The organism is Photobacterium sp. GB-36 (assembly GCF_003026135.1).
Classification (GTDB): Bacteria; Pseudomonadota; Gammaproteobacteria; order Enterobacterales; family Vibrionaceae; genus Photobacterium.
Window position 1 is genome coordinate 79,295 of record NZ_PYNY01000010.1, and the last position, 19,790, is coordinate 99,084.

Sequence of the window (19,790 nt, forward strand, 5' to 3'; positions counted from 1 at the left end):
ATAAATGGTTATTAGGATAATTATTGATAAGTATCAATAAGTTTGTTGCTAATTGTCACGGCATCAACAACCATTACAAATAAGGAGAGCTGTAATGAAACAACTCATAATTACTGTTATAGGTAAAGATAAAACGGGACTGGTAGAGCAACTTTCAGACACGGTATATAACAACCATGCGAATTGGCTAAAAAGTTCATTAACTCAGCTAAGTGGCCAATTTGCAGGGATTGTTCAAGTTGAAGTTTCCCCTCAACACATTCAACAACTTAGCGATGCATTATCGCAAATTTCGGGGTTGCAGATCCACATTGTAGAAGCACAAATCAAAGCTTCCTCACAACAGCAAATGCAGAAATTAACCGTTACAGGTAATGATCGGTTAGGGATTGTTAAAGACGTCACTACCCATCTGCATCAACTAGGCATAAACATCTACAAGCTCAAAACGAAAACGGAAAGCGCACCTAACTGGGGATACCCGATTTTTACCGCGCAATTTCAACTCGAGCTGCCAACCGATCTCAGCATGGATACCGTACAAGAACAATTAGAATTATTAGCCGATGATTTAACCATAGATATTGAACAATAATTTAAATATCTGGCTGATAAAACAATCACTCAAATTTACATCTCACTGTAACGCTAATACCTTATATTTGCCACAAACAGCTTAGTTTTATAATGCAAAGTAACAAGGACGAACACCGCGCATGACTACCGAAAATCTATATATTGAAAAAGAGCTAAGTTGGCTCTCTTTTAACGAACGAGTATTACAAGAAGCAGCAGACAAGTCTGTTCCTCTCATTGAACGAGTACGATTTCTCGGTATTTTTTCCAGCAATACAGATGAGTTCTACAAAGTCCGCTTTGCTGATGTGAAGCGCCAAATTTTAATTCACGAAGCACAAGGTGGCAGTGATCAAGCCAAAAAATTATTGAGCAAGATCCAAAGTCGAGTACTAAAGCTAAATCAAGATTTTGATACGCTATACAATGAAATATTGTTAGAAATGGCGCGTCGTCATATCTTTTTAGTTAATGAATTACAGTTAGAAGACAGCCAGAAAGCATGGTTGAAACATTATTTCCAACACACCATTTTGCCCCATGTTACCCCGATTTTACTTACTGACGATGTCGACATACTGCAAGTCCTCAAGGATGAATACTCCTATCTTGCTGTCGCTATGACCAAAAACCATGAAACCCATTATGCGTTAATAGAGATCCCAACTGATCAACTGCCCCGTTTTGTTCAATTACCCAAAACCAAAGGGAAACGTCATAAAACCCTTATCTTGCTTGATAATATTATTCGACTTTGTATCGATGATTTATTCAACGGCTTTTTTGAATATGACGAACTTGCCGTATTTGCGATGAAAATGACCCGCGATGCAGAATACGATCTCAGCCAAGAAGTTGAACACAGCTTGCTAGAACAAATGTCAGAAGGGTTAAATCAACGCCTAACTGCGATGCCTGTACGTTTTGTATATCAACGTGATATGCCGGGTGATATGATCAATGTGTTATGCGATAAACTCCAAGTATCAAGCTATGACAGTGTGATCCCCGGTGGCCGTTATCACAATTTTAAAGACTTTATTGGTTTCCCTAATGTCGGTAGAAGCTATTTAGAGAACAAAGATCTTCCGCCAATTAAAAGCTATCAATTTACATCGGCTCGTAATGCCTTTGATGCCATCAAAGCGCAAGATATTTTATTGTATTACCCATACCACACCTTTAGTCATATAACTGAGTTGGTACGACAAGCCTCTTACGATCCCAAAGTCCGTAGCATTAAAATCAATATTTATCGTGTTGCTAAAAACTCACGCATTATTGAATCAATGATTGATGCTGCCAACAACGGTAAGAGTGTAACTGTCGTTGTCGAACTGCAAGCACGCTTTGATGAAGAAGCCAATATTGAATGGGCAAGGCGTCTCACTGAGGCTGGAGTAAACGTTATTTTTGGTGTGCCAGGGTTAAAAATCCACTCCAAACTTTGCCTAATCACCCGTAAAGAATCAGGCGAGCTGGTTCGATATGCGCATATCGGTACGGGTAACTTTAATGAAAAAACCGCTCGAATTTATACCGACTTTTCACTCCTAACCTGTGAAAAAGCCATTACCGATGAAGTAAAACAAGTCTTTGCTTATATCGCAAACCCATATCGCCCCGTTAAATTTAACCATTTAATCGTATCCCCGCGTAACTCTCGCTCTCGATTGTATGAACTCATTGATAGAGAAATAGCTCATGCTAAGCAAAAGTTACCATCAGGTATTACACTTAAGGTCAATAACCTCGTCGATAGAGGTTTGATTAATATGCTATATCAAGCCAGTAATAGCGGCGTGAAAATCAAATTAATTGTTCGAGGTATGTGTTCATTAATTCCCGGGATTAAGGGGATCAGCGACAACATTACCGCGATCAGTATTATCGACAGATTTCTAGAGCATCCTCGCGTCGCGGTATTTGAAAATAATGGTGATACTGAGGTTTATATTTCATCAGCTGATTGGATGAGCCGGAATATTGATAATCGTATTGAAGTCGGGTGCCCTATTAATTCACCGGTGTTAAAACAACGTATTATCGATATTCTTAATATCCAACTTTGCGATACTGTCAAAGCACGTATTATCGATGAAGGCATGCATAACCATTATGTACCGCGTGGTAATAGACGAAAAATTCGCTCACAAACGGCAATTTATGATTATCTGAAACACAGCGAGAAAAAACTGAAAAAGCACGCTGAAAAAACAGAGAAATAAAATGACAAAAACTAATTCTTCGCCACAACCTCGCGAAATAGCAGCTATCGATATCGGTTCAAATAGCTTTCATATGGTTGTGGCTCGCATTGTTGGTCAAAGCCTTCAAATTGTCAGCCGTCATAAACAAAGAGTCCACCTTGCATCTGGGCTTGATAAACATTTAAACCTTGATCAAGCCGCCATGAATCGCGGCTTAAGCTGCCTTGCAATGTTTGCCGAAAGACTGCAAGGCTTTAAACCTGAAAATGTCCGTATCGCGGCAACGTACACATTACGTCAGGCGCAAAATGCCCATATTTTTCTCCAACGAGCTGAGCGTATTTTACCCTTCCCCATCGAGATCATTCCCGGAACAGAAGAAGCCCGCTTAATTTATCTTGGCGTTGCACATACCCAACCCGATAAAGGTAAAAAACTGGTGATCGATATCGGTGGCGGCAGCACTGAATTAGTCATTGGTGAAGAATTTGATACCCATATTTTATATAGCAAGCATATGGGGTGTGTAAGCTACAACAAACTCTTTTTTTCTAATGGAAAACTCAGCCGTAAAAATATTGCGGCGGCCCAACTTGCAGCACGCCAGAAGCTTGAAAGTATCGCCAGTAAATATACCGATATTGGATGGGATAAAACCTTAGGTTCGTCTGGCACCATTAAAGCTATCCGTGAAGTATTAATCGCTCAAGGTCATAGCGATGGCGTGATCACATCATCTCGTTTAAACCGATTACTTGATCAAATTAGCACCTTTAAACATCAAGATGATCTCGAACTTCCGGGCTTAACCGATGAGAGAAAGCCTGTTTTTGCCGCTGGAGTAGCGATCTTAAGTGCTGTGTTTGAAGCGCTTGATATTGATGATATGCATTTTTCCAGTGGCGCATTACGCGAGGGGTTACTGTATGAAATGGAGCAACGATTCCGTCACAGTGATATCCGTATTCGTACTGCTGATGCAATGGCAAAACAATACAATATCGACACCACACAAGCGAAACGTGTTCAAACAACTGCGATTGATATTTACGATCAAATAGATACTCAACCAGGAATGAACAAAAACGAATTATCGACCTTGCTATCATGGGGTGCGTTACTTCATGAAGTTGGGCTAAATATAAGCTATCCCGGATTTCATCGCCATAGTGCTTACTTACTTCGATATAGCACTATGCCAGGATTCAATATCGAACAACAAACGGTACTTTCAACCTTAGTACGCTATCAACGTAAAACATTAAAACTGACAGAAATGCCCGAGTTGACCATCTATAAACGTAAACATCTTTACCCGTTAATTCGTACCTTGCGTATTGCCGTGGTGTTAAATGGGCAGCGCAGTGATGAACCATTACCACATATAAAAGTGAATGCCGATAAAGAGCACTGGCAATTAACCTTACCTAAAGGTTGGACATCAGAAAATAAATTACTCGCAGCAGATATGCGAACGGAACAAGAATATTGGCATAAAGCGGGATGGATGCTAGAAGTTAATGAATTGAGTGACTCATAGTTATACCTAACAGCTAAAACAACAACGCCAGCGAAATGCTGGCGTTGTCAATTAACCATTTCTACTTAGCTTATTAGGCAGTAAACATCAACTACAGTTACAGCCCAAGCGCAGCCATATTTTGTTCAACAACCTTTACGGGTAACGGAATATAACCGTCTTTTTGAACAATTTTCTGGCCGTCACTCGATAGAATAAACCGCAAAAATTCCCCTTCCATCGGTGCTAACGGCTTGTTCGGGTGTTTATTAACATAAATATATAAAAAGCGGGATAATGGGTAATGACCACTGACTGAATTCTCAATCGTCGCTTCAACATAATCATCTCCTTCACGCGCCACAGGTATCGCTTTAATCCCTGTCGTTTTATAGCCTATCCCGGAATAACCAATCGCATTTAATGAAGTTGATACCGATTGTACAACCGATGCCGATCCCGGTTGCTCATTAACATTGTTACGAAAATCCCCTCGACATAGCGCATGTTTTTTAAAATAGCCATAGGTCCCTGAAACTGAATTTCGTCCATAGATCTGAATACCACGATCTTTCCAGCTACCCGGCAAGCCTAGCTGTCCCCATTTGGTAATAGGTTTTAATGCACCACAACGTAAGGTTTGTGAATAAATCGCATCTAACTGCTCAAAGTTAATCCCCTTTAATGGATTATCTTCATGCACAAACACCGCAAGCGCATCAACGGCAACTTTAATCGCAGTCGGTTTATAACCATACTCTTGCTCAAATGCTTCAATTTCTTTGTTTTTCATTGCTCGGCTCATCGGGCCAAGTTGCGCTGTCGCTTCAATTAATGCGGTTGGCGCTGTTGATGACCCTGCCGTTTGAATTTGAATATTGATGTTTGGATAGCGACGTTTAAATTCTTCCGCCCAATAAGTCATTAAGTTCGCCAAGGTATCTGAACCAACTGACGACAAGTTACCGGAAATGCCGCTCACTTTCTGATAAGGCAATAAGCTTGGCTCTACAGCTTTAACGCTTGATGTTTCTATACTGGATGTTTCAGTTTCAGCCTGAGCGCTGCCAGCCAGTAATAACAACAATACCCCAGTAAAAGATTTCAATCGCTTACTTATACATTTCATCTCTTTAATCACTTCTAAATATCATCGGCTAATTCAGCCGTTTGAGTGTTATCTGCAATTAATCGAGACGGCAGTGTAAATGCAAAGGTACTGCCCTTTTCAAGCTCACTTTCAATTTCTAAATGGGAGTCATGATGGCTCAAAGCATGTTTAACAATCGCCAGTCCCAAACCACTACCGCCAGTTTCACGTGAACGGGCTTTATCCACACGATAGAAACGCTCTGTTAAGCGATGAATATGCTGAGCTTCAATGCCCTCACCACTATCTGTTACTTCTAATCTTGCACCGTTAGGCGAGCGATACCAACGAACCGTAATATCAGCATCACTTGGAGTATGTTTAACCGCGTTATAAACCAAATTAGAAATCGCACTACGTAGCTGATCATCATCTCCTAAGACACTTAAGCTCTGATCAATCTCAAAATTAAAATGCTGATTTTTATCCCCACTGAGTGAGATCGCTTCTTTTTCTAAAATATCTAACATCGCAGGTACATCGACCACTTCCTCTAACTCAATGGTTGGAGCTGCTTCAATTTTTGACAAGGTTAATAACTGTTCAACTAGCGCATTCATTCGCGCTAATTGCTCCGTCATCACCCCATGTGCACGATCCCACATTGGTCCCGATAGCATGTCAGGATCTGACGACATTTCAAGATAACCTTGCAGCACCGTCATTGGCGTGCGCAATTCGTGAGAAACATTAGCAAAGAAATTACGACGCATACCTTCAAGCTGCTTAAGCTGAGATACATCACGTACCGCCATCAAATACTCACCTTCGGTATAACGCATGATCCGCAGCTCTAAGGTGCGGTCATAGTTCATTGGTGAAGTGATTTCTAATGGCGTATCAAAAGACTGTCTTGCCAGAAAACGAACAAAATCAGGGCTTCTTAATAAGTTACTAATAGGTTGACCCGCATCATCAGGCCAACGTAAGCCCAATAATTGCTGCGCTAATTTATTGCACCAAACGATATTGCCTTCACTGCGGAATACAACAACTGCATCGGGTAACGATTCAGCACCATTACGGAAACGACGAATTAGGGTGGTTAATTCTTTACGGCGGCGACGATTACGTTGTTGTAAACGATACATGCCATTAAATAGCGGCTCCCAACTACCAGAACCAGAAGGAGGAGTAAGGCTACGATCTTTCCATAACCAATCAGACATTTTCAATTGATTGTGGAAATGCCAAATCAGTTGAATCCACGTTGCGACGAGTAAAAACCATGGTAAATAACCGAAAATCAGACCAAGGATGATCCACGGTAGATAAAACAGAATTAACTCCCATACCAATTTTTTCCATGACAATCTTTCGACCATGCTTTACTCCTTGTAACGGAGTTATGGTATGGATCCGTTACATTAAATTTCTTTACTCGTACAAACAACACAACCTCCAACCTTATCGAACTGCGATAATGGATGAAGGCTCGTATTTTTCTTTATATAGTCAACCCGAGTGTGGGTTGTGAATCACTACTATGGGCGAGTTGAGAAGCGATAACCCGCTCCACGTACCGTTTGCACCATCTTATCGTGCCCACCTGATTCTAACGCTTTACGTAAACGACGAATATGAACATCCACAGTACGATCTTCAACATAAACGTTAGTGCCCCAAACATTGTTGAGTAGCTGTTCACGACTATAAACGCGCTCTTGGTGCGTCATAAAGAAGTGCAGCATTTTAAACTCTGTTGGGCCCATCTCTAATGGTTCATCATCCGATGTTACACGGTGCGATACAGGATCTAATTTCAGCCCTTGCACATCAATTACATCATCTAATGCTGTTGGTGACACACGACGCATAACCGCTTTTAAGCGTGCCATTAACTCTTTTGGAGAGAATGGTTTAGTGATGTAATCATCCGCACCTACTTCAAGACCACGAACTTTATCTTCTTCCTCACCACGTGCTGTTAACATTACAACAGGGATTTGGCGTGTAAGTTCATCGCGCTTAAGGTGTTTGATCAGGTTAATACCTGAACCACCGGGTAACATCCAGTCCATGAGAATAAGTTCAGGATATGGTTCGCACATTTTTTCTAGCGCTGTGTCATAGTCCTCAGCTTCGATCGCTTGATAGCCCTTTTGCTCCAACACGAAACATAACATTTCACGAATTGGAGCTTCATCTTCTACCACAAGAATCCGTCTTACCATAATCAAATATACCTAGTCGTTTGCTTCATCTGACAAGCGCCATTATGTGTTCTTAATATTACACTTTTGTGACTTATTGTAATAAAAGTATAAACTAAGTTGAATATGTATCATTTAAACACTCTCATATTTTATAAAATAATGATATGAATATTAAATAATTACAATGAGTTAATGCGTATTTATATTAACCTTTTATGGCAATATGACTACGCCCCCCCCCTTGTGCTTCAACAGCCACTTGCACCCCGATACGTTCAACTAAAGTGCCTACATGGGAAATAACACCAATTTGTCGACCATCCGCTTGAAGTGCATCCAAACAGGCTAATGCCATTTCTAAACTATCAGGATCTAGGGTACCAAATCCTTCATCAATAAACAGAGAGCCGAGTTGTCGCGTATCTGCCGCCAGTGATGCCAAGGCTAAAGCCAAAGACAACGACACTAAGAAACTCTCGCCCCCCGAAAGCGATTCCACACTACGTACTTCATCGCCCATATCATGATCGATAACCTGCAACGCCAACGGGCTTCCCGGTACCGGTTGTAACGCATAACGTGGCGCAAGATCTTGCAAGTGATGGTTGGCATTAATCACTAACTGTTGCAGTGTTAATCCTTGAGCCAAGGTACGGAATTTATTACCCGTAGCCGATCCGATTAAATCGCTCATTTCTATCCATAGCTCGGTTTGCGTTTGCTGGGTCGCTAATGCTGAGCGAAGATCGCCAGCTTGTTTTTCCGCTTGTTCGCCTAAATCTAAACGCTGACGTAATTGGAAGACTTGATCATCAAGTTGCGATTTTTCCGTCTGCCATTGGTTAAACAATTGCTGTTGAGTTGAGGCGTCATCACCAATGTCATGTTCACTAAACCACTGCTTGGCTAATTCAACCGTCGGCTGATAATCAACCTGTGCTTGCTGTCTTTCTTTAACAATAGTTTCGCCTTGCGACACCGCTTGCTCTAGCTGTTTTAGCTCACTGCGCTCTTGCTGTAACCATGCCTCATCGTGACTTAATAACGCCGTTAATTCAGCTTCTGTTAACGCGAGTTTTTCCAACCATGCTTGCCACACTTGTTGTAGATTCTGTTGCGCCGTTTCAGATTCTGCTAATTGTTGGGTCGCGTTCTGCTGTTTGGTTAACTCTGCGGCAATCACTTCTGCCAATTGGTTTAATTGTGTTTGTCGCTGTTGGCATTGTTGCTGCTGTGCGTCAACATCGGCTTTGGCTGAGCGTTCAATCGTATCGAGTGGCTGATCGCCAATAAGCTCAATACGTTGTTGCCAACAAACCTGTTGCTCTTTCGCAAGACGGGCTACTTTTGCCGTTAACTCATCGGCTTGTTGCTCACCATGCTGAACGCTATTGGTTAGCGTCGCGAGCACTGGTGCAAGCTCTGTCAGTTGTTTTTCAAGCAGTAATTGTTGCTCAACATTGGTTTGATATTGCTGAACTTGGTACTCTAAATCGGCAATAAAGTCCGCTTTACCTTGCTGAGCTAATGCATTTATCCATGCATCATTACCATAGATTGTCATTAACGCCTGCTGTCTTTCAGCTATCACGTTTTGCACATTATTAGCTTGTGCTGTAAACGCATTACATTGTTCTTGCGCTTGAGTTTGCTGCTGAGTTAGCAGATAGCCTTGCTCTTTCAGATCCGCTTCTTGCTTAGTTAATTGCTGTAATTGAAGCTGCTGTTGCTTGACTTCTTCAATCAGCACTTTGCGCTGCTCACCCTGAACTTTAATCTGCTGCATTTGCGATTTAGCATCATCGACTGCTTGTGACCAATGTGCTTGATAATGAGAAAGCTGAGCTACATCGCTATCAGTCGATAAGGTAATTTCAGTCAAAGTAATGGCATTTAGATCCGTTGCCATAAGATCGGTCCAATGGCATTGCTGCTGGTTAACTAACGTCTGAATCGTATTATTAAAACCTGCAATTTCTTGCTCAATATCAGTGTGACGTTGCTTCTCTTGCAAGACAGATTGAGTTAGCTGGCGCTGCTCGGCATTAGCATCTTGTAATTGCTGGGCTAATTGCTGTAATCGCTGTTGTTGTTGGCTAATAATGCTTTCAACTTGCGGATTATGCTGCTGATAAGGATGATTTTCAGAGCCACACAGTGGGCAAGCTTCACCTTCAACAAGCTGCTCGCGATAGTCATTTAAGCTCATGACAGCACGGCTTTGGTTTAGCTGAAGCTCTACTTCTTTATGCTGAGCATCTAATTGTAATAACTCAGGCGCTAATGCCGCCAAACGTTGCTCACAGCTAGCAATATTCGTCACTAAACCTTGCTGCTGAAGCTGAGATTTATCGCGCTGTTGAAGCAAACCATGCCATTTATCTAGGCCGAATAAACTCTCTTTTAGCTTACTACTTAATTGCTGATATGTAGCGTAATGCTGGCGTTCTTGATCTTGTAATTGCTCTAATGCCGTTAGATCGTGCTCAGCAGTTTGCTGCGTTAATTGCAGCTTTTGCTGATCCAATGCAGAAAGCTGTTTATCCAATTGGATCTGCTGCTGCGCCACGCTCGTTAATGTTGTTTCACGCTGTTTTATGTCAGTTTGCAGCTGTGCAATTTGGCTTTGCGCTTGTTGATACTGGCTGATGTTATCTTTAATCGCATTTTGCTGCTCAGCCAAGGCTTTTACCCCTTGCGTTTGAGCCAATGCAGCGGTCACTTGTTGCTGTTGTAACTGGGCGGCGTGTTGTTGTTGTTGCTTACTCGCAAGTTGCTCACGCTGGATCGTGAGGTCTTTATTTAAGCCAGCTAATTGCTGCTGTAACTCTGCGCTTTGCTGCTGTAAAGCATCACGCTTTTGCTCAATACTTGCCGCCTGTTTTAGCTTTGGTTCAAGATCGGTTAACAGCTGTTGTTTTTGCGCTAATTGCTGCTGGCTTTGCTCAACACTCGTTTGTAATTGCCCTTGTTGTTGCTGCTTAGCCGTTAATTCAGCGGTCGCTGATTGTAGTGATTGCTGCCACTTGAGCACTTGTTGCTGCGCTTGGGTTAATAGCGTGAAATCACCGCGGGCAGGCAGTGCTTGCTCATATTTTGTCAATTGCAGATAACGCGGCGCGGCTAATTGTTGGTCTTGCTTGGCTTGTACTAACTGCTGCTCACTTTCACCAATACGCTGCGTCAGTTTTTCAGCATTCACCAACACATCTTGATGCTGTTTTAGTTGCTCTAACTTTTGTTGCTGGCTATTTACTTGTTCACGAGCACTGACCAATTGAGTATTTAATGCTTCGCGCTCTTCGTCAGTTAACAGTGCGATATCACCTAACTTACCTTGAAGTTGCGTCAGTTTGAGCTTTTCATCTTTAGCACGTTCATAAGCTGCAATGGATAATCGACCGTAAATTTCACCGCCCGTCATACGCTCTAACAGTGCTGCACGTTCATCAGCCCCTGCTTTTAGAAATGCCGCGAATTCGCCTTGTGGCAACATCACAGCACGACGAAACTGATCGAAGCTCAAGCCAATCAGCTTTTCAATTTCTGCTTGTAGTTCTTGTTTTTTACCCGCGAAACGCTGCCCTGTTTCAATGTTTTCTAACCACTGTTCAGCGGCTTGAATTTTGCCTTCTGCACGACCACGCGCACGACGAACATGCCAATGCGAACGCCAATGTGAACCATCATTGGCAATAAAATCGACTTCGGCAAAACCTTCACCTTTACCGCGCGATAAAATACTACGCACATCATTGGCTTTGATGCGGTTATCTTCATCATCACGACCGATTTCAGCATCGTTCTTTTTGTTTGATTGCAAACGCGGAATACGATCAAACAACGCCAAACAAATCGCATCGAGCAAGGTTGATTTACCTGCCCCTGTTTTACCTGTGATCGCAAACAAGCCAGCATCGCCTAATCTGCCACCCGCAAAATCAATCTCAAATTTGGTTTGTAAACTCGCTAAATTTTCACCACGAAGCGCAAGGATTTTCATTGTTATTATCTCTCTTATTCTTGTTCTTCAACTTGGGTTAATAGGGTTTCAAACGCTTCAGCCATTGCTTCGGTTGGCTCACCATCGAATTTCTTATTCCAACTTAATGCGAACACTTGTTGTGGCGACACCTCTGATAATCGACGGTGTTGCAAGCTATCTTGTTGCTCGCGTTGGCTGTAATGAGGCGTAATTTTGGCAAGGCGAACAGATTTGCCTTCTAATGCTTGCAGCACTTTTTCACGCAAGAGGGCTTGTGGTTTATCAAGCAACACATGCACTTCTAAAAAGGGTTGTTGCTCACGTGGCAATTCATCGTCAGGTAAGGCTTTTAATGCGGCTAACACTTCATCTAACGGCGCGGGTTTTGTTGGCACTTTAAGCATATCGACACAGCGAGGAATACTGATCTCTTCAATCGCTTTAACGTCACTACCATCAAACTCTACTGCTAAAATTTGGTGGTTATAATTACGCTCTGACATCGATAGTGGAATCGGCGATCCGCTATAACGCACATGCTCTTTCTTCGCCACTTTTTGGGCTAAATGCAAATGTCCAAGCGCGACATAACCCATGTCATCAGCAAAAATTGAGGCTGGTAGCGCATGTTGATTACCGCCAAGTACACGACGTTCTGACATTTCAGATAATTGCCCTGATGCCATATACGCGTGTCCCATGCCGATCATCGCTTGTTCTGGCGCAAGCAATTCACGGGCGGCTTGGGTCATATCGCTATATAGCACTTCTACCCCTTTAATTAAGCGGTCTTCGTTTTCATCAAGGTTATCGGTACGTAAATCTGCGCTGCGCAAAAACGGCACAGCTAATACATACGCGGCAGTTTGTTTATCTTTATTAGTGATAGGCACCAGCATACGCTTAACATCTAAGGTGCCATCTTCTAAGCGATGGATACCTCCAACCATATGCAAATCAAAGGCTTTTAATAGTTCATGAGGCGCATCAAGCTTGCTTGGTGAATCATGGTTACCGCCAATCATCACCACATCTAAATTCGGTAGGGTTTTCGACACTTTCGCCAAAAAGCGATACAACATGCGCCATGCGCTGGCTGGCGGATTGGCAGTATCAAAAATATCACCAGCAACTAATAAGGCATCCGCTTGCTGAGCTTCAAGTTCATCGGCTAACCAATCTAAGAACGCTTGATGTTCATAGTCGCGGTTATAACCGTGGAGTTGATGCCCTAAGTGCCAGTCAGAGGTATGGATAATTTTCATAATATAATGCGCAACCTAGCCAGAAATAATCTGCTGATTGTACCGTGAGATCTGCCAAACCACATCTGCTATTTCACTGCCTTACACAGCTATCACGGAATTTTATTTTTGATAAATAAGTCAGGGAGTTAGTTTTGGAGAATGATGTAGTTTAAAGTGTTAAAAATTAAAAAAATTTAAAAAACTTTTAGTGTTGTTTTAGTTGAAACTAATTATAATTTATTTCTTTAATGTTTATCGTGCTTTTATTACTACGAGCACTTTCTAGAGCTCTGCTTGTAACGCCTTGATTTAGATAAATACATCTAAATACTTTATATATTATTCAACAATTCGGACACCTTAATGAAAACATCTTTAGTAATAACAACTTATAACTCTAAATTATATTTAAAGGCTGTTCTTAATAGCGTCTGCATGCAAAATATTTTACCAGATGAGGTAGTTATTGCTGATGATGGTTCATCAGACGGTACAGCCGAAATGTTGAGCAGTTTAAAAGATACTTTTCCTGTTCCATTAATTCATGCTTATCAAGAAGATGAAGGTTTTCGAGCTTCTAGAGCCAGGAATTTAGCCGTAAAAGCGGCCTCCGGCGATTTTATTGTAATGATCGATGGAGATATGTTCTTAACTCAAAACTTTATTCAATCACATATTAATAACGCTAAAAAAGGTACTTTAACTCAAGGCCCTAGAGTTAAGATGAGAAAAGAATTAAGTCTTCGTGTTATGAATGGATATGAATTTCCAAACTTATTCTCTTGGGGGATTAAAGGGTTAAGGTATAGAAAAAATGCTATCAACTCATCGTTCTTAACTAAGGCCCTTATATCTATAAGAAATGATATTAAAAATATAAGAAGCTGTAATTTTGCTTTTTGGAAACAAGACTATATAGCTATCAATGGTTTTGATAACGATTTTATTGGATGGGGAAGAGAAGATAGTGATTTTGCGCAACGCCTAGTTAATAACGGAATAAAAATACAGCATATTCGTTGTGGGTGTATTGGCTACCATCTTTGGCATGAAGGTAACTCCCAAGATAATTTAGGCGTAAACCATGAACTGTTATTAGATACAATTAAAAATAAAAAAATACGCTGTGATAATGGTATTGATCAACTTTAGGTATGTTGAATAAAAATTTATTAAATATTACTAACTTTGGCACATTTTAATGACTCTAAAAGGTCGCTTCGGCGGCCATTGTTATACTGGACGTTACCGTTAAGTATAGTGTGTACATTAAGGAAACCAGTAGTAGTTGATTCTATTTCTGCCTATGATGAAAAGGGCTCATTTATATCTTGAGCTCTAAAGTCAACTTTTCTTTGTAATGTGTATTTTATTGTTTCTGTCGCCTTCGTATTTTCAATCAGGTCCTGCTTTAGTTCTTCAGACTCTTCTCTAAACGCAAGAAGTTTACCTTTTTATTCAAATAAACTTTCACATAGAAAATGAGTTAAAACCGTCCTTCTCCAAGCAAAAATCACCGTTTCTCGTTTCAACAGCCCACGCAACATAGTTAACAGCATTATCAAGCCTCAATGACAGATATCCATCGCGAAGAAAAAACGATTTCTGTCTGTAGTGCTGCCGATAACATTAACTATGAACTGGAATACAATTATTTAATTATCGCCATTGATGCGGTAAGTAATGACTTAAGACATCAGCTTGCGAGCTTCAAGTTCATCGGCTAACCAATATAAGAACGCTTGATGTTCATAGTCGCGATTATAACCGTGGAGTTGATGCCCTAAGTACCAGTCAGAGGTATGGATAATTTTCATAATATAATGCGCAACCTAGCCAGAAATAATCTGCTGATTGTACCGTGAGATCTGCCAAACCATATCTGCTATTTCACTGCCTTACACAGCTATCACGTAATTTAATTTTTGATAAATAAGTCAGGGAGTTAGTTTGGGGAAATAAGGTATGTTTCTAGGTGAGTTAAAATGAAAAAGGCCGCTATCTTGTGATTTAAGAACGACTTCATTATGTTAATATAAAAAAAAATATAGGCGAACTCATAATGAAAAAGAGAAAAATTTTATTATCTTTAAAATCTCGAAAAAAGCTGAAAGAAAATGGTATTTTTTTACCAAAAAGAAGTTTATTAACACGATTTAAGCTACCAATTGAAAAAGTAGTTATAGAACAAAATTGCCGTATTTTTAAAGGGCATAATATTTGGTCAATGGGGGCATTTTCATACTCTCACTCACAACTACCAATCAACATTTCTGTTGGTAGATATTGTTCAATAGCAAGTAATGTAAAAACGATGGGAGTAAATCATCCATTACAAAGATTCACTACATCATCCATTACATATGATAAGGGAATTTTCCCTAATATATCCGAAACATTAAAAACAAAAGAAATCCTCCCTCCCCCTCAAACTACAATAAAAAATGATGTTTGGATAGCTGAAAATGTATTGATAAAAAATGGAATTGTAATTAATGACGGAGCAGTAATTGCAGCAAATTCAGTAGTAACAAAAGATGTTCCTCCGTATGCTGTTGTAGGAGGGTCTCCAGCTAAAATAATTAAATACCGCTTTCCTGAAGAGGTAGTACAAGAATTAATAAAAATAGAATGGTGGAATTACCGATGGTTTGATCATAAAGATCTAGAGCTGGATTTAGATATTCAATCTTTTATATCCGTATTTAAAGATTTAAAAAACAAAGAGGCTATAAAGTATTTCTATCCACAAAAAATAACTTTATAAATTAACGTAATATAATGAACTAATATAAACAACTATCATTAGTGTAATACCGACAAACCAAGAAAAACAATCAGTTACCCCTCTATAGGATATATAAAGCCATCATCACATATAATGCAATTTGGGACTTATTTACGCCTTTAATACAATAGTATTCGCTCCATAACTCTATGGAGCGATGTTACTTACTAATGTTTAACATTCTAAGGTAACAGCGTATTTATTTCTGGCTAAGATTTTGATGTTTCTTTTATACCTTTTACCTGATAGTCATAGAGGATAAACCGCTACCTAATTACAGATACAGTAAGTAACACACCGGCATCACAAGGTGCATTATTTGAGAGCAACCAATAGCTCTACCAGCTACAAATGGCTGATTGCTAATTCAGCATTGTTATTACTAGGCGATAAGTGACCATCATCAATATAACAAGTAAGTTTTGGTCATTGTACAACGTATACTCTATCGCTTTACCTAAAGGCTAATATAACTTTAAAAAATAGTATAACTTTTCTGTTTTGCATCACTCAAAAATTGAATCTCGCTTCATTTCCCATAAATTCAACCACCTACACCCCATTCCGAGCCTAATTCATACCACTAATACAAATTATTACATATGAGTAACAATTAATTACCAAATACTGCAATTGTTTTGTTTTCTGAAAGAATTAATATAGCCACATCGAAACGCACAAGACGTTCACAAAAATTCAAAACAAAAGGTTTTATTACTCATGAAAACAGTTATTAAAGCAACAATCGCAGCCGCTATTATCGCAACATCTTTTACTGCTGCAGCAAAAGACGGTAACTTCACTGGCAACATTAACGTTAAGCAATCAAAAACTAATGCAGTTAATATTGGCCACTACCAAAAACAAGGCACAGCTGAACGCTCTCACTCTGGCTTAGTATTTTCACAGCACAAAGCTGCATTAAACTTTTCTGAAAAACTACTTTCAGCAGCAGATAAGTAAGTATTACCCATAAAAGAACGCTACTCTTTCTTTTATTATTACTGTTTAACTATTGTTCTTTCTATTTACCATTAATTACTAACTTAAAAGGTAATTATTGTACTTTTTGTTACGCCCTACAAAAGGCTGAATCCGCTATTTCAGCCTTATTATAAAAAATAAGGTCAATCCAATGACAACATTAACCGAAAAGCCAGGCATCACTCTGATTAAATCAGGTACTTTTAAGCTAAATGATTTAAGCAAACTGTTAGAAGTTGAAGGCTTAAAAAGTGATATGGCTGAAGTTGCTGTTACCAATAACAGCGCGCCATTGACGATTGGTCATTTCACTATGTCTCCAGGCGTAGAGTTTGAATACTTTTACGATTCAGTAGAGTACAAAGTGGTTACTAAAGGTAAGATCGTCATGCGTGATACAGACGGCAATAAATACGTTGCTGAAGTGGGCGACGTTATCCTGTTCTCACCTGATGTTACTGTTATCTTCGATGCAGAAAGTGACGGTGAAGCTATCTACACCGCGCACCGTCAAGCTGCAGAAGATTTCGCGCCTGCTAAATAATTTCATTGCCAAATGAATCCTCTAAAGCCTTGAGTTTTGCTCAAGGCTTTTTTCTGTTTGTAAATCCCCCCCCTCCTTACTTTATTTCATTAACGCATCCGATAATGGCAGAATTCTTTAATAACAAATGTCCACACAATCAGAAAATCCCATCTAGACTCTATAGTAATTTTTAACCCTATCATTTCGCCTTTCTAACTCTCGACCTTAACGGTCTTTTTTATTTTGTCGATGCGGCGACAGTGATAATTATCCCATTATGAACGAACTCATAATCATTATATGAGGACTGACTATGTCACGAATTATTATTGTCGGTGGGGGTGCTGCTGGCATTGAACTATCAACCCTATTAAAGAAAACAATAAGAAAAGAAGATGATGTCATCTTAGTTGAACCAGAAACCCATCACTTCTGGAAACCGCGTTTGCATGAAATCGCAGCGGGGACATTTGATAGCGATCTTGATACGGTTTGTTATTTCACTCATGGCGCGCGACATGGCTATCAGCATTATCAAGCCTCAATGACAGATATCCATCGCGAAGAAAAAACGATTTCTGTCTGTAGTGCTGCCGATAACATTAACTATGAACTGGATTACGATTATTTAATTATCGCTATTGGCGCGGTAAGCAATGACTTTAATACCCCTGGCGCTAAAGACCATTGCATCTTTTTAGACTCAGCCAACCAAGCACGCCAAGCATGGCACCGAATGAGCTACATTTTACGTGCAGGAGAGCCCCGTACAGTTAATATTGTCGGCGCTGGTGCAACAGGGGTTGAACTGGCAGCAGAGCTTGAACGTGTGAGTAGAAAGCTACAACGTTATAACGGCACACCGTTAACGATTAATTTAATAGAAGCGGCAGATCGCGTATTACCAAATAGTCCTGAAAAAATGTCGCGTAAGGTGCAACAAGAGCTTGAGAAAAATAACATTAATGTTTTACTTCAAACTCGCATTAGCGAAGTGACTGAGAAAAGTATGATCACAAGCGATGATCGTACGCTTGATGCTGATGTTCAATTTTGGGCGGCTGGGATTAAGGCCCCTGATTGGCTAAATGGTATTGGCGGATTGGCTTATAACCGTATCAATCAAATTGAAGTCAATATGGATTTAACCACAACCGTTGATGACTGTATTTTCGCGCTCGGTGATTGCGCGGCTATTCCGCAACCCGATGGCAGTTTTGTTCCACCAAAAGCACAGGCGGCGAATCGAGCAGCAGAACATTTAGCCAAAAGTTTGGGTGGTTTTTTACATGGGAAACCACTCACTGACTTTATCTTTAAAGATGGAGGAATGGTGGTTGCGGTTGGGCATTACTTTGCGGTTGGCTCTTTTGCTCCTGGCTCTAAAATGGAAAGCCAATTTGTATTACATGGGCTACTTATTCGCCGCATCTACGATACAATTTTCCGTTTACACCAAAGAACCATCAGTAACATGTTTACGGTTTCTCGGTTAATGGTTGCTAAACGTATGAAAGCGATTTTCAAACCTAAAATATAACGGCTTTATTGTGAGAGCATAAATTTAATTTTACTCACAGTTCAGTAAGTTATTACACAATCTTAAGCTTCAATCACAAACGCCTCTTAGTAATTTTTAGTGGTTAGGTTAATATGTGCGGCCCAACTGTTTACCCCTAGGAAGTGTGACTGCCATGATGTGGTTTAAGAATTTACTAACCTACCGCTTTACGCGTGAAATTGATTTAAATGCAGACCAACTGGAAAAACAGCTGGAAGAGTTCCGCTTCACGCCTTGTGGCAGCCAAGATATCCAAAAATTTGGCTGGGCACACGCATTAGGCAAACATGGTGATATGTTCACCCATGTTTCTGGCGACAATATTTTAATTTGTGCGCGTAAAGAAGAAAAAATGCTGCCTGCTTCTGTGATCAAAGAATCACTGAATAACAAAATTGAGATACAGGAAAAAGATCTTGGTCGTAAGCTGAAAAAGACTGAGAAAGATACGCTTAAAGATGAAATCGTGATGGATTTACTGCCTCGCGCTTTCAGTCGTCAATCGCAAACTTTTGCCCTTATCATGCCAAAGCTTGGCTATATTGTGGTTGATGCAGGCAGCTTTAAAAAAGCAGAAGATATGCTAGCGCTACTACGTAAATCTATCGGTAGCCTACCTGTTGTACCTGTCGTTCCTGAAAAACCGTTAGCCCTAACGATGACAGAATGGGTGCGTAGCAATCAAGCGCCTCATGGTTTCACTATCGGTGAAGAAGCAGAGTTTAAAGCGATTGAAGAAGATGGCGGTGTGATCCGTTGTAAACAACAGGATTTAAACTGCGACGAAATTCTTGCACACATTGAAGCAAACAAGGTGGTAACGAAACTGGCTTTAAACTGGCAAGACCGTGTCGACTTTGTCCTTGCTGATGATTTAACCGTGAAGCGTTTGAAGTTCTCTGATGAAATAAAAGATCAAAACGAAGATATCGACCGTGAAGATATGGCGCAACGTATTGATGCGGATTTATCACTGATGGGCGGTGAGTTCTCAGCATTCTTACCAAACCTATTTGAAGTGGTTGGCGGTTTAGAAAATAAAGGCTAATCCCTTTATTTAATCGACATCGAATATGCGAAATAAAAGC

General features: G+C 40.3%; 15 protein-coding genes and 1 pseudogene. 9 read left to right on the top strand and 7 right to left on the bottom strand.

Annotated features, from left to right (window positions below):
- Nucleotides 1-94 precede the first annotated feature (94 nt).
- The 3 genes from C9J46_RS11280 (at nucleotide 95) to ppx (ending at nucleotide 4,326) form a co-directional block, all read left to right on the top strand.
- Nucleotides 95-595 carry a glycine cleavage system protein R gene (locus C9J46_RS11280; protein ID WP_107205967.1) on the top strand — a complete coding sequence of 167 codons (501 nt, stop codon included), beginning with the start codon at nucleotides 95-97 and terminating at the stop codon, nucleotides 593-595.
- 121 nt (nucleotides 596-716) lie between these two features.
- Nucleotides 717-2,804, top strand: coding sequence for a polyphosphate kinase 1 (ppk1, locus tag C9J46_RS11285; RefSeq protein ID WP_107205966.1), 2,088 nt, complete (start codon nucleotides 717-719; stop codon nucleotides 2,802-2,804).
- 1 nt (nucleotide 2,805) lies between these two features.
- Nucleotides 2,806-4,326, top strand: coding sequence for an exopolyphosphatase (ppx, locus tag C9J46_RS11290; protein ID WP_107205965.1), 1,521 nt, complete (start codon nucleotides 2,806-2,808; stop codon nucleotides 4,324-4,326).
- 97 nt (nucleotides 4,327-4,423) lie between these two features.
- Here the strand turns inward: ppx and C9J46_RS11295 are convergent, their stop codons facing one another.
- The 5 genes from C9J46_RS11295 to C9J46_RS11315 form a co-directional block, all read right to left on the bottom strand.
- Nucleotides 4,424-5,434, bottom strand: a complete 1,011-nt coding sequence (locus tag C9J46_RS11295) for a PstS family phosphate ABC transporter substrate-binding protein (protein ID WP_233217656.1) — start codon at nucleotides 5,432-5,434, stop codon at nucleotides 4,424-4,426.
- Nucleotides 5,435-5,448: 14 nt separating this feature from the next.
- Nucleotides 5,449-6,780 carry a phosphate regulon sensor histidine kinase PhoR gene (gene phoR / locus C9J46_RS11300; RefSeq protein WP_107247362.1) on the bottom strand — a complete coding sequence of 444 codons (1,332 nt, stop codon included), beginning with the start codon at nucleotides 6,778-6,780 and terminating at the stop codon, nucleotides 5,449-5,451.
- A gap of 159 nt (nucleotides 6,781-6,939) precedes the next feature.
- The gene (phoB, locus tag C9J46_RS11305; protein ID WP_005369349.1) at nucleotides 6,940-7,629 is read right to left on the bottom strand and encodes a phosphate regulon transcriptional regulator PhoB; all 690 of its coding nucleotides are present in this window, start codon (nucleotides 7,627-7,629) and stop codon (nucleotides 6,940-6,942) included.
- 187 nt (nucleotides 7,630-7,816) lie between these two features.
- Entirely contained in the window at nucleotides 7,817-11,614 is a 3,798-nt protein-coding gene (locus C9J46_RS11310; protein WP_107290903.1) for an AAA family ATPase, read from the bottom strand.
- Between the two features lie 14 nt (nucleotides 11,615-11,628).
- A complete protein-coding gene (locus tag C9J46_RS11315; RefSeq protein WP_107247360.1) occupies nucleotides 11,629-12,861 on the bottom strand; it encodes an exonuclease SbcCD subunit D C-terminal domain-containing protein in 1,233 nt (410 codons plus the stop codon).
- Between the two features lie 345 nt (nucleotides 12,862-13,206).
- On the opposite strand from C9J46_RS11315, the gene C9J46_RS11320 reads away from it, so the two are divergent.
- Nucleotides 13,207-13,995 (top strand): glycosyltransferase family 2 protein, encoded by a 789-nt coding sequence (locus C9J46_RS11320; RefSeq protein WP_107205960.1) that lies wholly within the window; start codon nucleotides 13,207-13,209, stop codon nucleotides 13,993-13,995.
- A gap of 536 nt (nucleotides 13,996-14,531) precedes the next feature.
- Here C9J46_RS11320 and C9J46_RS21870 read toward each other — a convergent pair.
- On the bottom strand, nucleotides 14,532-14,660 hold the full coding sequence (locus tag C9J46_RS21870) for a hypothetical protein (RefSeq protein WP_255419025.1): 129 nt from the start codon (nucleotides 14,658-14,660) through the stop codon (nucleotides 14,532-14,534).
- A 245-nt stretch (nucleotides 14,661-14,905) separates the two neighbouring features.
- Here C9J46_RS21870 and C9J46_RS21915 point away from each other — a divergent pair, with 245 nt between their 5' ends.
- Nucleotides 14,906-15,610 (top strand): CatB-related O-acetyltransferase, encoded by a 705-nt coding sequence (locus C9J46_RS21915; protein ID WP_107290904.1) that lies wholly within the window; start codon nucleotides 14,906-14,908, stop codon nucleotides 15,608-15,610.
- Between the two features lie 334 nt (nucleotides 15,611-15,944).
- Here the strand turns inward: C9J46_RS21915 and C9J46_RS21945 are convergent.
- Nucleotides 15,945-16,095: pseudogene (locus C9J46_RS21945) on the bottom strand (transposase); the annotation flags it as partial.
- 256 nt (nucleotides 16,096-16,351) lie between these two features.
- Between C9J46_RS21945 and C9J46_RS11330 the strand changes: the two are divergent.
- The 4 genes from C9J46_RS11330 to rdgC all read left to right on the top strand — a co-directional run bounded on the left by C9J46_RS11330 (nucleotide 16,352) and on the right by rdgC (nucleotide 19,750).
- On the top strand, nucleotides 16,352-16,594 hold the full coding sequence (locus C9J46_RS11330; protein WP_107205957.1) for a hypothetical protein: 243 nt from the start codon (nucleotides 16,352-16,354) through the stop codon (nucleotides 16,592-16,594).
- Between the two features lie 172 nt (nucleotides 16,595-16,766).
- The gene (locus C9J46_RS11335; RefSeq protein ID WP_005369367.1) at nucleotides 16,767-17,159 is read left to right on the top strand and encodes a hypothetical protein; all 393 of its coding nucleotides are present in this window, start codon (nucleotides 16,767-16,769) and stop codon (nucleotides 17,157-17,159) included.
- Between the two features lie 295 nt (nucleotides 17,160-17,454).
- A complete protein-coding gene (locus C9J46_RS11340; protein WP_107287723.1) occupies nucleotides 17,455-18,681 on the top strand; it encodes an NAD(P)/FAD-dependent oxidoreductase in 1,227 nt (408 codons plus the stop codon).
- A 157-nt stretch (nucleotides 18,682-18,838) separates the two neighbouring features.
- Nucleotides 18,839-19,750, top strand: coding sequence for a recombination-associated protein RdgC (gene rdgC / locus C9J46_RS11345; RefSeq protein WP_199187096.1), 912 nt, complete (start codon nucleotides 18,839-18,841; stop codon nucleotides 19,748-19,750).
- Nucleotides 19,751-19,790 lie beyond the last annotated feature (40 nt).

Coding starts and splice junctions, on each gene's coding strand:
- phoB (WP_005369349.1), bottom strand. CDS start 7,629: ATGGTAAGACGGATTCTTGTGGTAGAAGATGAAGCTCCAATTCGTGAA.
- rdgC (WP_199187096.1), top strand. CDS start 18,839: ATGTGGTTTAAGAATTTACTAACCTACCGCTTTACGCGTGAAATTGAT.
- C9J46_RS21870 (WP_255419025.1), bottom strand. CDS start 14,660: ATGAAAATTATCCATACCTCTGACTGGTACTTAGGGCATCAACTCCAC.
- C9J46_RS11280 (WP_107205967.1), top strand. CDS start 95: ATGAAACAACTCATAATTACTGTTATAGGTAAAGATAAAACGGGACTG.
- ppk1 (WP_107205966.1), top strand. CDS start 717: ATGACTACCGAAAATCTATATATTGAAAAAGAGCTAAGTTGGCTCTCT.
- C9J46_RS11340 (WP_107287723.1), top strand. CDS start 17,455: ATGTCACGAATTATTATTGTCGGTGGGGGTGCTGCTGGCATTGAACTA.
- C9J46_RS11295 (WP_233217656.1), bottom strand. CDS start 5,434: ATGAAATGTATAAGTAAGCGATTGAAATCTTTTACTGGGGTATTGTTG.
- C9J46_RS21915 (WP_107290904.1), top strand. CDS start 14,906: ATGAAAAAGAGAAAAATTTTATTATCTTTAAAATCTCGAAAAAAGCTG.
- C9J46_RS11315 (WP_107247360.1), bottom strand. CDS start 12,861: ATGAAAATTATCCATACCTCTGACTGGCACTTAGGGCATCAACTCCAC.
- phoR (WP_107247362.1), bottom strand. CDS start 6,780: ATGGTCGAAAGATTGTCATGGAAAAAATTGGTATGGGAGTTAATTCTG.
- C9J46_RS11320 (WP_107205960.1), top strand. CDS start 13,207: ATGAAAACATCTTTAGTAATAACAACTTATAACTCTAAATTATATTTA.
- C9J46_RS11330 (WP_107205957.1), top strand. CDS start 16,352: ATGAAAACAGTTATTAAAGCAACAATCGCAGCCGCTATTATCGCAACA.
- C9J46_RS11335 (WP_005369367.1), top strand. CDS start 16,767: ATGACAACATTAACCGAAAAGCCAGGCATCACTCTGATTAAATCAGGT.
- C9J46_RS11310 (WP_107290903.1), bottom strand. CDS start 11,614: ATGAAAATCCTTGCGCTTCGTGGTGAAAATTTAGCGAGTTTACAAACC.
- ppx (WP_107205965.1), top strand. CDS start 2,806: ATGACAAAAACTAATTCTTCGCCACAACCTCGCGAAATAGCAGCTATC.